This window comes from Bacillus cereus group sp. Bce041 (assembly GCF_052646455.1).
The window spans coordinates 48,808-63,100 of record NZ_JBQXON010000014.1; the positions used below are offsets into that span (position 1 = coordinate 48,808).

Genomic DNA, 14,293 nt, shown 5'->3' on the forward strand with positions numbered 1-14,293 from the left:
ACTTGTGGAAATACTACATGTTTCAGATTTAGGGAAGGTTTATCCTGGGAAAATTTCTTATACAGCATTATCCCATATTGATTTAAAAATAAACAAAGGTGAATTTGTAGGAATTATGGGACCCTCTGGGAGTGGTAAAACAACGCTATTAAATATGGTGTCTACTATAGATGCTCCAACATCAGGAGAAGTATTAATTCATGGAGAAAATCCGTATCTGTTATCTCCAAATCAGCTGTCTTTATTTCGAAGACGTGAATTAGGGTTTGTTTTTCAATCATTTAATCTCCTTAATACATTGACAGTGAAAGAAAATATTGTTCTTCCACTTACACTTGATGGTGTCAGTCCTAGAGAAATGGAAGGGAAAGTAGAAGCTATTGCTAAAAAACTAGGGATAACTGAAATATTAGATAAACGTACGTATGAAATTTCTGGTGGGCAGGCACAAAGAACTGCAATCGCACGTGCTACTATTCATAATCCAAAATTATTACTTGCGGATGAGCCTACAGGAAATCTGGATTCAAAATCTGCTAGTGATGTGATGGAATTATTGACAAAGCTTAATAAAGAAAATAGCACAACGATGATGTTAGTGACACATGATGCAATAGCTGCAAGTTATTGTGATCGAATTGTGTTTATCAAAGATGGACAGTTATACAATGAGATTTATTGTGGAGATAATCGTAAAGTATTCTATCAAAAAATTCTAGAGGTTTTAGCATTATTAGGAGGAAATGCAAATGACTTTTCGACAGTTCGCATTTAATAACGTTATTCGTAGTAAAAGAACATATTTGGCTCATTTTTTAAGTAGTACGTTTGCTATTATGATTTTCTTTACCTATGCATTACTTGCATTTCATCCTAATTTACAAGGCGATCTTGCTACCAGTGTAACAATCAATACATTTGCAAAGTCAGGATTACAGATATCGCAGGGGTTAATATTTTTCTTCTCATTCTTCTTTATCTTATATTCTGTAAGTGCATTTTTAAAAACAAGAAAAAAAGATTTTGGAATTCTAATGCTACATGGGATGTCACGTACACAGTTGAATAAATTAGTATTTATTGAAAATATAATAATTGGAATCGCTTCTATTTTAACAGGAATTACAATTGGATTGGCGTTCTCTAAGTTTATCTTAATTATGAGCAACAATCTGTTAATGATTGATAACGGACTCCCATTTTACATGCCCTTTAAAGCAATTGGAATAACATTTGGAGCGTTCTTCTTATTATTTTTATTTATTTCACTTTTCACTTCTCGACTAGTAAATGTAGAGCAATTAGTAGAATTAATAAAAGCAGAAGAAAAGCCAAAGCCTGAACCAAAAGCATCCCTTTGGTTATCTTTGTTCGCGCTAACTTGTATTGGATTAGGATATACGACTGTTTTTCATAGTGTTAACGCAATTCAATATAAGGATGTAAAATATGTATTATTCATGATGGCGATAGGGGTGAGCTTTGTTGTACTTGGAACGTACTTCTTATTTACACAGCTCAGTGTGTATGTGTTACGTATATTAAAGAGAAGAGAAAATATTTTCTTTAATAAAACAAACATACTCACCATTTCAGATTTAGTGTATCAATTAAAAGATAATGCAAAAATGTTTTTTATGGTCACTATTATATCTGCTGTTGCCTTCACTGCAGTGGGAACTTGTATGGGATTAGGTAACTCATCCATGGCTGAATCAAATAGTCCCTTTGCATTTTCTTATAAGTCTTATAATAATAATCTTTTAGAAAAAGAGCATCTAAAAAGAATAGAAAGCGAACTCAATAATGGTGGGTTTAAACTCAAACAAGTAGCTTATTCCATAAAACAAATTCCAGATACCCTTTATAACAGTAATATATTATTAAGCGTTATAAAACTAAGTGATTATAATAAGTTAGCTGAGGCATTTGGTTTTGAAAAAGAAAGCTTAAAAGAAGAAAATGATAGTTTTGTCATACCTGCAAGAAAATTCGCAAATACGAAATCGGATCAAAATAACTTTCAATTGTTGCATGAAAATATAAAAAAAGATATGCATGTAGATAAAATACTAACTCCGAAAGAACTACAAGATACAACCGTCACGACAATTATTGTACCAGACGCTGTATATAAACAAATGATAGTCGATCCAGAGAATCATCATGGTGAATCTACTATTAATGGTTTTATTGTGAAGGATTGGGAGAAAACGAAAAAAGTTGCTGAAAAAATTGTGACTACCCTTCAGAAAGATAATGAAGGTATACATGAGCCTGTATTATACAACGAACAATATAATTTTTCTTCTTTAATATCTACATGGATAGTGATGAAACAAGGTTTTGGACTTGCATCCATTATGAGTGTATTAATAGGCATTGTTTTCTTTACGTTTGCTGCAAGTTTTTTATATTTCCGATTATACACGGACTTAGAACGAAATCAGCAGCAATATAAAATGATAGCAAAAGTTGGTTTAAGTAAACCTGAATTAAAGAAAATTGTGTCACGTCAACTTGCATTACTATTCTTTTTACCCATTGTAATAGCAGTTGCACATAGTGTCGTAGCTTTTATGGCCTTGCAAAAGTTAGCTAACTTTTCAGTCTTGGATAGTTCCGTTATAGTATTGGTTTGTTTCTTAGTTTTACAAATTATATACTTTTACTTTGTTCGTGCTCAATATTTGAAGAAAATGTATAAAACAATCATTTAATTTAATTCAAAAAAATAAAAATAAGGAGAATATAGGATGAAAAAAAGATATGGATTATTAATAGTATCTGGTATTTCGATTACCTTGTTAGGAGCGTGTTCATTATTTGGTACAAAAGACTCTCCAGCAAATGGAATTTCAATAGAAGTAGGAGCGATAAACGAACAAACAAGAAGCTCTATAATTGACTCATACAAAGATATAACAAGCTCACAAGACCTATATCAATTAAAAGAAGGGACGATAGATAATAACAAGCTCGACATAAAGCTACCGGCTAATTTTGAGGATTCTATGGATACTGCTACTAGTAATTTACTATTTATTAGTAGAACAACTGCTGAAAAAATGAATAAAAAGGGACTTATACGCGAAAGAGATAATAACGAGGGGCTTACATCATCAGTCCCTATTGATTCGTTACCAAAAATAGAAAAAGATGAAACTATCTTATTTGCAAATAAAGAATATAAAGGCTTGAAAGAACTAACATTTGATCAGAAAAAAATGAATGTTCAATATAAAGGGGATGTATGGCTATCTCCGCATCGTGGTGGATCCAACGTAATCCTATTAATTGTAGATGATACAGTATTTAAAGAAATAAATGGGAAAGAAAAAACTAGACAGATTCTATCTTTTAATAAATCTTTTGGGAATCTTAATTTAGTCAATCAAGGGAAAGCACCAGAATTAAGTAAGGAAATAGATAAAGTGAATGTGGCTTTAGGCACTGAGGACAAGAGAGCTATCAATTTCATAAACATTAAATAAAAGTAAAATGATGGGAAAATGGTTTGGGACGTATTAATCATCTTTGAAACAATCATTTATTGTTTTTTCAAAGATGATTATTTTTAAGGACACAAATAAGTGGACCTGATTTTTTAGTTATAATAAAAGGAAATATTTTACTAGTAGTTAAATGTTTAGGTATATCCTTTTTGTAATTATAAGGAAGAAATTCAAGTTAAGACTGAAACAGTAAGTTAGGAAAACAAGACTGACGGAGTAGAGAATGCAAACAATGAAGAAACTCATGAAGGTCTGTCTATTGTTGAAGAAAAATATTTAGTTGAAAAGTGTATTGAAAGGGTTAGCTCCTCGATAAGTTTCATCCCAGCAATAAACCTCATGCTCAAAAACAAAAGGTAACTCAATTATCAAACTCATATAAAGTTTCAATCTTGTCTAAATACCCATTAGGATATACAATTGATTATCTTTTTTTCTTTACATAATCTCCAGATACAGTTCATATCAACTATAGATTCCTGTCTTATGCTGAATGTATTCCAAAACAAGGAGTCCCACTCCGAGATTACACGATTTACGTATTTATCGTTAAAAATTGGTCTGAAACAAGTGTGATTTCTACAAAGCTTACAAAGTTCATTGGTACAAGTCAAGAGGATTATTATGCCTTTTCATCTTTAAATTTAATACGAAAATTCCCTTCAAAAGATACACAGATTGAATATGTACTGCTTATATCAGGAATGTAACGAAACATAAGCACAATATGTACAATTCTCCAACTGCACTAGTATAGTGGTCTTTGTTAACGGAAAAATAGCTTTTAAAATACGTAAATATGTTTATGTGTGTTAATAAATTTAATAAAATCTTAAAAAAATTTTTAGATAAAATTTCTTTTTTCTTTTTATATTTATTTTATAATTTATGCATAAATATGAAAAATCCCTTTAAAAGATACACAGTTTTTTGTAGTGTTTATATCGGAAGTTTAACGAAAAATAAACACAATATATTTATTTCACTCACTACACTAGTATAGTCATCTGTATTAATAACAAAAGCTACAATTTACAAGGAGAACACTTTATGAGTAAGAGAATAAACGAATTAGACTCAATACGAGGATTAGCGGCTATAACAGTTGTATTTGGACATTTTTGTTTAATGCTACCATCATTGCCTAATTCTATAAAACTATCGCCTCTTAGGTTTTTATGGGCTGGTGGAGAAGCTGTAATCATTTTTTATGTACTCAGTGGTTTTGTGCTATCTATGGCACTCTATCATTCAAAAACGAATTATTGGGGATATTTAATTAAGCGATTTGTAAGAATCTATATCCCTTATTATTTTTGGATATTTATCACCTTTGCTTTATTTATTTTGTTTTCATCATATGAAGTTACGGGACTGCGAGATTGGTTCTATGATAAGTGGCAAGGGCCTATAACAAAATTAGATATGATGAATCACTTTGTACTTCTTAATAACTTTTTTACGGATAATTATAATCCGGTTATCTGGTCATTAGCTCAAGAAATGCGTATATCTATCGTGTTTCCCTTGTTATTCCTTCTGTTTTATAAACAGAGTTGGAAGAAAACGATACTGTTTGCTATGAGCTTTTCTTTAATCGGTATTTTCCTTAATAAGTTGCATATTGGGAAAGCTGAGGGGTTTTATAATGGTTATGCCGATACACTGCATTTCACATCTATGTTTATGGTTGGAATGCTACTTTTTAAACATCAGGAAGAACTTACTCAATTATATAAAAGGATGAAAAACTTAAACAGAAAACTTCTTATCGTATTAGGGATCTTTCTATATCTATATTCCATTATGATTTATGGGCTTTCTAGTAATGATACTACTTTCTTATTAAAAGATTGGGGTGTCGTAATTGGTGTGAGTATAATAATCATTATGGCAATGAATAACCTAAAGGTAAAAGCTATTTTAAATAAGGGTGTATTTGTATATTTAGGGGAAATTTCATATAGTATCTATTTATGTCATTTTCCAATCACGATGGTACTCTTTAAACTTTTGTATGCAAAGATACCTACCCTTTTTCTTCTTATCTTATGTATTACAACGACAATACTTTGTTCTATATTAACGTATCATTTAATTGAAAAGAAATGTATCAATTGGGCAAAACAAAGAACAAAAAGTTTCAAAAAAAAAGTGTGATACTTGTAGGGAGAAGGAAACGATTCAAAGAATAACCCGCCTTGAAACAACCTCCAATTCAGGCGGTTGTTTTTCCTTTAAATTCCTATATTAAAATTTACACCTAAAAAAATAATTTTGAACCCAAAAAGGTACGAATTTTTTATACGAGGAGGAGTAATGTATGAAGGATACGATTAAATCACGATTTATTATATTATTCATTATAAGTATTTTAGGTTTAGGAACCATGCTTGTAATATTTTATGTAAAGCATAAAACCAATATTCAAAGAAATAAAGTGATTGCTGCCGAAAAACGTGTATTGCAATATGAGTCTACCTTGAAAAAAGAATTAGAAAAATATAATTTAGGAGAGAAAACAGCAGTTTTATTAGGAATTATGTACCAAGAGAGTAGAGGTGAGGGAAACGACCCTATGCAGTCTTCTGAATCACTGGGATTAAAGCCAAATGAAATTCAAGAGACAAGTTTGAGCATTAAACAAGGGGTAAAATACTTTGCTCAAATGTACAAATATGGAACGGAAAAAGATGTTAGCATGGAGACAATTATTCAAAGCTATAATATGGGACCAGGGTATATTGATTTTATTGCTAGTCAAGAAGTTAAACAACACTCGGAAGACTCGGCCAAAAATTTTTCTAAGATGAAAGTTGATCAAAATCCAGAGATGTACACTTGTGGTGGAAATAAAAAAAATTTTAGGTATCCATATTGTTATGGTGATTTCACATATGCAACAAGGGTGAATGAAAAAGCAAAGGTTATTGAAGAACTTCTCCGAAAAAATTCAAAGAGTAACTCAGAAAAATTATAATGTACGAATTTTAAGATTCGTGTGAAGTATTTATTAAACCAGGTCATAGTGATACCCGTATTCTAAAAATGGTCTGACTACATGCCTGGTTCAGATGAGTTTGGAGTGACTCATGCAAAGTAGGCAGGACTTAAAAAGCACTCCACCAAGCCACGAGAATTTAGGTTTTACCGTAGGTACCATTTCACGTTCAACAAAATAATATTAGGCTCATAATGTCTCCATTTAAATAAACTTTCCTTATCCACACTAATCAGTCACCTTTTAAAGTAGCCTCATCAGTATGGATAATTTTGAGAATGTTCAATATCTCCTTATTATTGTAAAATTATATTAATAAATGTTAATGTACACATAAAAAACAGGATAGTTCCTATAAAAAGTAAATACCACAATGTCTAGGGGGTTGAAATGGTGGGGAAAATAGTTTTTTTAAAAAAATTAGATAAGAAACTAATCTTCATTTTATTCATATTATGTATCACCAGTATTGTTGCAATATACAGCAGTCAGCAAACCGGGCAATATGGTAACCAAAATTTTGCTATGAAACAAATGGTAAATTACGCCATAGGTTTTGTTCTATTATTAATTGTTGCCAATATCGATTTAGATCAATTACAAAAATTAGCTTGGCCGATTTATATTGTGGGGTTCATCTCAATTATCATTTTAAAGCTATTACCAGTGTCAAGTTTTACACCTGAAATATTAGGGGCAAAAAGATGGTTTAGATTTCCAATTATTGGTGCTATTCAACCAGCTGAATTTTTTAAGCTTGCCTTAATTCTTCTGGCCGCAAGTTTAGTCGTAAAACATAATGCACAGTATATGGCACGGACATTTCAAACTGATTTACTTTTGATTGGTAAAATATGTTTGATAACTATTCCACCTGCGTTACTTGTATATAGTCAACCCGATACGGGAATGGTGTTCCTATATATAGCAGCCATTGCATGCATTATATTTATGTCAGGAATTCAAAAAAAGTTAATCATACTATTTGCAGGGATTCCGATGACTGTATTGTCTGCTTTAATATTTATATACGTAAAATATCCAGATATTTTCTTCAATAAGTTAGTTACTTTATTAAAGCCCCACCAACAATCGCGAATTTTAGGCTGGTTAGATCCATTTCAGTATACAGATCAGGGATATCAAACTCAACAAGCACTTTTAGCAGTAGGTAGTGGAGGGATAGAAGGAAAAGGCTTCAGTTCTGGAAATGTTTATATTCCAGAAAAACATACTGATTTCATTTTTGCCACAATTGCCGAAGAAGGCGGTTTTATAGTTGCCACTTTTATAATATGTATATTCTTCTTAATGCTTTCCCGAATACTTATAATTGGTAATTCCGCAGATAATTTATTCGGTACCTTACTATGCGCAGGAATTGTAGGCGTTCTAATGTTACAATTTTTTCAAAATATCGGTATGATTGTGGGATTAATGCCTGTCAAAGGTATTGCACTTCCATTTTTATCATATGGCGGAAGCTCTTTATTTTCGAACATGCTAATGATGGGGCTTATTTTATCCACACGAAAAACATACAAAGAATATATGTTTTCAGTGAATCAGCACTAAATATCAAATAAGAAGTACTTATACCTTAAACTATTCGTAGAATAACACGAGATGAATAAAAAAGGTTACAGAGCTATAATCAAGTAGAGTTAATGGACAGAGGGAGGAGAATAATAAACATTCTTCTCCCTTTGTCTGTGATTAGAGTTTGTATATATAAATATATGTTGTAAGGAATTGCTGGAATGAATTTTAAGGTTACAAAGGGGGAGCACGCACATTTTAACGTTTTTATACGCTAAGGGATTCTCAAAACTTCATAACGCGAGTTAAATTGAGAATCAAATTACATCTAGTTTGATTCATAAAAGATTGGCGTCATAGACTGCTGGATAAAAACACAGGGTTTTATCTCTGTGTTTCTTCAAATTTTCGTTTTTGAATATAAGCTTGAGCATGAATAATTTCTTCCTGAAGTTCTTTTAATTCTTTCATAGATTCTGTTTCAATAGTCATGTAGGTAGTAACTAAACTAATCATCATATCCATCTTCTCTACTATATTTTGAATGACCTGTACAGATTGCTCTTTTTTAGGGTGTTGTATTGCTGTTAATACATCTTCCATATAATTGTTCTTTTTTTTCTGGATATCATAAATAAACTGTTTTGTGTTTGAGTTCAGTAGTTTTTCCTCCTCTTTAGATATCTTTCTATTCTATCATATTTAAATGGGAAACATTGGATTTTTTGGAATTTACACCAGCCTAATTGCTTAACGTAATCTATATATTTCTAAAGAGATGATAAATATATATTTTTTATCAAACTTGGAACTTTATCATGATTACTGTCCAATATATAGTGAAATCAATCTTAAAATATGATCAATCTAGGCCTTTTTATTTTGGTTGAATGGCATTGTCTATAAACAAATTAGTCAATGGCGTTTACATAAATAACTGTAGAGAGAAAAAATTTGTTATGGGAAGATTTTGTTCCTCCGAGATAGGCTAAATATATGTTCACATGTGTTTTTAAAAGAAATAGCCTATTCTTGGTCCATTGGAGAAGTAATGTTATCTTTATATGTATCAATGTAGATATTTCCATTTAAAGCAAGTACAGCATACGTAACATCATTGTAGCGAAGGTTACGTTTTTTTAGTTCACATTGTAATTCTAACTCCGTCTGATTGTTTTGTCTCAGGTTTTCTGTCATAATTTCTCCATCCATAATTAGCTCAATGGGGAGTGTACACTCTTTTTTCGTTGGTATATTTAAATCTTGTTTTGTAACATTACGATATTCAGGTTTTTTCAAAACAGATATTTTACCATTTGTTTCAACTAGGACATAAAGAACTTCTTCAATGTTAAAAATACCATTCTCTCTTAATTGTTGGTTTAAATAATCTAGAGAATAGCGCATTTTTCGCATGTTATTTTCTAAAATTTTTCCGTTTTCCATAATAACTGTTGGATTTCCAGCAAATACTTTTCTGCCTATCCGACTTTTCATGGATATATAACTAACCATTAAAATGATAAATACTAAAATAAGAAAAGCGATAACTGCATGATGAGTTTTTACATTTAAATTAAATGCCAAATTTGCAATAATACTTCCGATAGAGATAGCACCAATAAAATCAAAGGTATTCATTTCAGCGATAATTTGCTTTCCTAATATTTTAGCTCCAATAAATAAAATTGAGAAAGATAACAGAGTTCTCAAAATAATCTCTATATGTTCAGACACAAGTAGCTCCTCCTTTTGGGATTGCATGTTCGTATTATAACAATCTATATAAGGATAGTATGTATCATTGTAAAAGAATTTATTATGTTCAATAGCATGAATGAAAGAGGAAATATAATGATGTTGAATGTTTTGATACAGAATATTTTTTGTAAGCGAATAAAATATTCTGTATCAAAAAGAGATTGGATTCCCTTAAAGGGTATTAACTAGATAAATATGAACTGATTTGAATTATCGGGATATGTTTTTTACCTACAAAATCCTGTTTCATTCTCATTTGTCCAGAGAATCATAACTTTTTAAACTGGTTATATCTTTGCGTAAAAACAATCATGTACCGACAGGGATTAATATTTTAAGAGCGTCCCTAAAATATATTTTTGGTGTTTTTAAATTAAATGAGAAGTGGTTATGATATGCATTGTTTTTTTATTATCTAAATAAGATTTTATTAAATTACTTATATAAAAGCTAATGGGCGAGTATTAATATTTATGAAGTAACTTTTATCTGATAAGGAAGGGGCATCAGATTTATGAACAATCTTAATTTCCTTTGTGAACAATTTGCTAAAATTCTTAATGGAAAAAGTAACTTAAATCAGGGTGTTTGTTCTGTCTCCTTGCGTCGTAATATTAAAGTGTTTGTTCAAGGACGACCAAGCACCTCAGTGATACCGGTTGGGATATCTTTCGAATCGTTAGATCAAAGTGGCAATGCATTGAACTTTGGAGAAATCGCTATTTTACAAGAAGAAATCCCTTTATTTATGCAATCGATTGTTCAACAAGGGATTATTGTTAGTGCATTACATAATCATTGGTTGTATATGAAACCATTGATTATGTATATTCATATCCAATCTGTTGAACCACCATTGAGTTTTGCAAAAAAATTGGCAAATTCCTTTTCAGTTTTAAGTAGTTATCCAATTGCTGATAATGGGAGCTAATGTTAAGTAAATCATATTTATTCTTTTCCTATATCAAGAATCATGTGAACAAAAAATACCCTCCAGCTAAGCGATCTGGAAAGCATTCAAAAAGCTTATTTTATCGTTTTGGGATGGGATTTGTTTACTTAAGTTGATGCGCATATATGGTGACCCCTATAAAATAGCCGTAAGTTAATTATTAACCCATAAACTTGCCGAAACTTTAATAAGAACCATAAAGATAACTAGAGTTAAGGTGTTTTTATGCTAAAAAAACTAGAATATCAATAAAGCCTTCACTGAAAGATAGCACCAACAATAACCGAATTTCTTTCGCTAATCCTATAACTAAAAAGTCGCTTTCCTGTACGCTAAGAAATCGACTTTTTAGTGAGTAACTTAATGTCTTTATTAGTAAGAAACTTGATTAAATTAAATCCAAAATATCTTTTGGGGAATTTAATATATAATCAGCTTTCTCAAAACCTTCTTTTGTCTTTGAACCCCATAAAGCGAGTGCGAATTTAACACCAGCACTTTTCGCACAGTTCATATCGTATATTGAGTCTCCTATGTATACTGACTCATCATTAGGAACATCTAGTTGTTTCAAACAAGCTAATAATGGTTCAGGGTGTGGTTTGTGTTTATCTGTATCACACGCACAAATTAAATGTTCAAAATGATCGCTTAGACCAAATGGCTCGAACTCGTCTATTAATTCTTGCTTAGTTTTTGATGTAACAATACCAAGCTTTAATTTACTAAAAGATAACTCTTTAATAATGTTTTCTAATTCTTCAAACACGGAGACTTCATGAGAAAAATCTAGTACAGATTTTGCCCATTTTGGATGAACAAAGTCTATATTTTTAACATTTAATTTTTTTAAGGTTTCTTTTCCAGGAATTCCTAATGCAAATCGTAAATCCTGTAACGCATAATCTTCCTTTAGTTCTTCTTTTAAAACTTTTTGTAAGGATTTTAGTATTGCTTTTTCTGTATCTAAAATTGTGCCGTCTACGTCAAAAACAAGAGATGTAATCAAAATAAATCCTCCCGATTTTTTAATCTTCATTTGCAATTACTACTTCAACACCGTTTTCTTTCAAAGTGTTATATAGATCACTAGACATAATTTGATTTGTAATGAATGTGTCTATAGATTCAAGCGTTAACCCCTTATAATTTCGTCGCTGATTCCATTTAGTGTGATCTGCCACTAAAATAACTTGATCAGCATGTTTTATTAATTCACGCTTGAAATAAATATCTTCTTCAAAACCATAGTATATCCCGTCTTCTGTAATACCTGCGGTTCCAATGAATACCTTGTCAAAGTGATAATCTTTGAGTTTTTCAGTGGTCGAAGTCCCCGTAGTATGTCGAGAAACCTTATTTAAAGTTCCTCCCAAAAGGTGAATAGTCGTATCTTCAGATTGAGCTAACATATAAGCAGTATCAATAGAGTTTGTCACAATAGTTACGTTCTTTGATCGTAAATGTTGCGCTACAAAGTTGACAGTTGTTGAAACGTCTAAGTAAATCATTTCATTGTTTGCAATTATATTTGCAGCTTTCATTCCAATTGATTTTTTCGTTTCTAATTCAGTCTGTGACCTAACTTGATAAGTATCAATTTTCTTATGAAAAGTAGCTAAAGCCACTCCGCCATAAGTTCTAACTATTGCTTTGTTTTTTGAAAGTTTTACTATATCTCTTCTTGCAGTATCTCTTGAGATATGAAACATTTCACACATTTTTTTTATATTCATAGTTTTATTTGTTTCTAAATAATTAAAGACTCGTATCAATCGTTCTTCTTGATTCATAAGTAACCTCCATAAGAATATGTTAAGTTAAAATAAGTTATTATGCAAGTTATTTTAAGGTGTAATGTACGATAACGCTCCTATAATTAAGTGTTATTAAGTGAGTTTGGTAAAACCTTATTTTTAATGCCTTTATAATATTAAGCGATTTTATGGTGGATTTAAAATTTTATCATTGTAAGCAGAAATTTGCCAAATTGGCAAGGTTATGGTCTAAATCACAGTTTATATGTCCAAATTTAAAAGGCTACTTGCAATTATCTTGAAGTTTTTGCACCAGAAACTCATATAAACTCCACATATCTCTAGATAATCCCCATATAAACTCCAGATGGATACAATACTATGGCATCAAGGAGGTTAGAGAACATGAATTTTATCAAACGATCATTTTTGAGTTTACAATCAAGAAAGGGAAAGTCACTTATATTACTTGCTATTTTTCTAGTTGTTACTAATTTGGTATTCGCTGGTTTTACGATTCAAAGTGCATCCAGTAAGGCAACAGATTTGGCTAGGCAACAATTAGGAGCTGATATCAACTTAAGAATCGATATAAATAAGTATTTGGAAGAACAGAACAGCAATCAAAATGCTAATGAAGCAAGAAAGGTACCAAGTATAGAAAAAAAGAAGCTGATAAATTAAAGAACTCTAAGTATTTAGATCACTATAATTATCTAAAAAGTGTTATTGCTGAGCTGAAAGAGCTTCATAATGTCGAACCATCTGGAGGAGCTCAATCATTTGGTCCAAATAATAATTTAAATTTCACCTTACAGGGTGTTAGAGACTTTTCTTTATTAGAAGCTGCTCAAGACAAAAAATTAAAACTTGTTGAAGGAGAGGGAATTACGTCAAAAACAGTAGGGAAAAACGTTGCTATGATTGAAAAAAAACTAGCTGAAAAAAACAATTTAAAAGTGGGTGATAAATTACAGATAGGTGAAGTAATGGATGAGGAACTTACCACGAAAGAGCTAGAAATTATAGGTATATATGAGTCTAAAGAAGAGGCTCCATCTTTTGGGGGACAATCTTTTGCTTTATTAGAGCCTGCTAATCAAATATATGTACCGTATTCTGTTATGAATTCCTTGGAAAATGCAATCTATTCATTAAAGGATCCTAAGGATATTGATGCATTTAAAGAAGAAGCAAAAAAATTGGGGTTACCAGCGTACTATGAATTAGATGCACAAGATAATGTTTATAAACAGATGATTGGTCCAATCGAAAATATTGCATCTTTTTCGAAAATGATTGTAATTATGATGTCTATTGCAGGTGCAACGATTTTAGGATTAATCATTATGCTCTCTATTAAGGAACGTAGAAAAGAAATGGGAATTTTGTTATCTATAGGCGAGAAAAAGTGGAAGTTAATGGGTCAACTACTAGTTGAGGTATTATGTATTGCTGTATTAGCTTTTGGTTTATCTTTAGCAACAGGAGAGAAAGTTTCTCAAAAAGTGGGTGATAATCTGTTATCTAGTGAAATAGCAAAGAATGAAGATAAACCGGAAGATCCTATAGCAAAATTAAGTGGTAACCCTGCTGCAGACGTAGATCCGGTTGATAATATCGATGTAAGTATTTCAACTGAAGATTTAGGAAAAGTAGGGGGAATGGGATTAGGAATCGCTATGCTAGGAACGATTCTTCCGGCATTATCCATTCTTCGTTTAAATCCAAAACAGATTTTATTAAAAGACGAATAAGGAGAATTTAT

11 protein-coding genes and 2 pseudogenes are annotated in these 14,293 nt (G+C 31.1%); 8 read left to right on the forward strand and 5 right to left on the reverse strand.

What is annotated here, in order from left to right:
• Positions 1-4 precede the first annotated feature (4 nt).
• The 5 genes from ACUN13_RS26880 to ACUN13_RS26900 all read left to right on the forward strand — a co-directional run bounded on the left by ACUN13_RS26880 (position 5) and on the right by ACUN13_RS26900 (position 6,495).
• Positions 5-775, forward strand: a complete 771-nt coding sequence (locus ACUN13_RS26880; protein ID WP_341723409.1) for an ABC transporter ATP-binding protein — start codon at positions 5-7, stop codon at positions 773-775.
• Positions 750-2,720, forward strand: coding sequence for an ABC transporter permease (locus ACUN13_RS26885; RefSeq protein ID WP_341723382.1), 1,971 nt, complete (start codon positions 750-752; stop codon positions 2,718-2,720). Before ACUN13_RS26880 ends, ACUN13_RS26885 begins: the two co-directional genes overlap by 26 nt.
• A gap of 36 nt (positions 2,721-2,756) precedes the next feature.
• Positions 2,757-3,494 carry a lipoprotein BA_5634 family protein gene (locus ACUN13_RS26890; RefSeq protein ID WP_341723381.1) on the forward strand — a complete coding sequence of 246 codons (738 nt, stop codon included), beginning with the start codon at positions 2,757-2,759 and terminating at the stop codon, positions 3,492-3,494.
• 1,071 nt (positions 3,495-4,565) lie between these two features.
• Positions 4,566-5,675 (forward strand): acyltransferase family protein, encoded by a 1,110-nt coding sequence (locus tag ACUN13_RS26895; RefSeq protein WP_341723380.1) that lies wholly within the window; start codon positions 4,566-4,568, stop codon positions 5,673-5,675.
• 163 nt (positions 5,676-5,838) lie between these two features.
• Entirely contained in the window at positions 5,839-6,495 is a 657-nt protein-coding gene (locus ACUN13_RS26900) for a lysozyme family protein (RefSeq protein WP_341723379.1), read from the forward strand.
• 170 nt (positions 6,496-6,665) lie between these two features.
• Here ACUN13_RS26900 and ACUN13_RS26905 read toward each other — a convergent pair.
• Positions 6,666-6,743: pseudogene (locus ACUN13_RS26905) on the reverse strand (IS6 family transposase); the annotation flags it as partial.
• Between the two features lie 163 nt (positions 6,744-6,906).
• On the opposite strand from ACUN13_RS26905, the gene ACUN13_RS26910 reads away from it, so the two are divergent.
• Positions 6,907-8,091 (forward strand): FtsW/RodA/SpoVE family cell cycle protein, encoded by a 1,185-nt coding sequence (locus tag ACUN13_RS26910; protein ID WP_341723378.1) that lies wholly within the window; start codon positions 6,907-6,909, stop codon positions 8,089-8,091.
• Positions 8,092-8,439: 348 nt separating this feature from the next.
• On the opposite strand, the gene ACUN13_RS26915 is transcribed toward ACUN13_RS26910, so the two are convergent.
• Together ACUN13_RS26915 and ACUN13_RS26920 are read right to left on the reverse strand one after the other, a co-directional pair.
• Positions 8,440-8,715 (reverse strand): hypothetical protein, encoded by a 276-nt coding sequence (locus tag ACUN13_RS26915; protein ID WP_445424048.1) that lies wholly within the window; start codon positions 8,713-8,715, stop codon positions 8,440-8,442.
• A 366-nt stretch (positions 8,716-9,081) separates the two neighbouring features.
• Positions 9,082-9,792: a DUF421 domain-containing protein gene (locus tag ACUN13_RS26920; protein ID WP_445424039.1), complete on the reverse strand. Its 711-nt coding sequence runs from the start codon at positions 9,790-9,792 to the stop codon at positions 9,082-9,084.
• Positions 9,793-10,330: 538 nt separating this feature from the next.
• On the opposite strand from ACUN13_RS26920, the gene ACUN13_RS26925 reads away from it, so the two are divergent.
• Positions 10,331-10,747 (forward strand): DUF1259 domain-containing protein, encoded by a 417-nt coding sequence (locus ACUN13_RS26925; protein WP_001061496.1) that lies wholly within the window; start codon positions 10,331-10,333, stop codon positions 10,745-10,747.
• A gap of 409 nt (positions 10,748-11,156) precedes the next feature.
• On the opposite strand, the gene ACUN13_RS26930 is transcribed toward ACUN13_RS26925, so the two are convergent.
• Positions 11,157-11,777 (reverse strand): HAD family hydrolase, encoded by a 621-nt coding sequence (locus tag ACUN13_RS26930; protein ID WP_341723408.1) that lies wholly within the window; start codon positions 11,775-11,777, stop codon positions 11,157-11,159.
• A 19-nt stretch (positions 11,778-11,796) separates the two neighbouring features.
• Entirely contained in the window at positions 11,797-12,561 is a 765-nt protein-coding gene (locus ACUN13_RS26935; protein WP_341723376.1) for a DeoR/GlpR family DNA-binding transcription regulator, read from the reverse strand.
• 369 nt (positions 12,562-12,930) lie between these two features.
• On the opposite strand from ACUN13_RS26935, the pseudogene ACUN13_RS26940 reads away from it, so the two are divergent.
• Positions 12,931-14,282, forward strand: a pseudogene (locus ACUN13_RS26940) (ABC transporter permease).
• Positions 14,283-14,293: the final 11 nt, after the last annotated feature.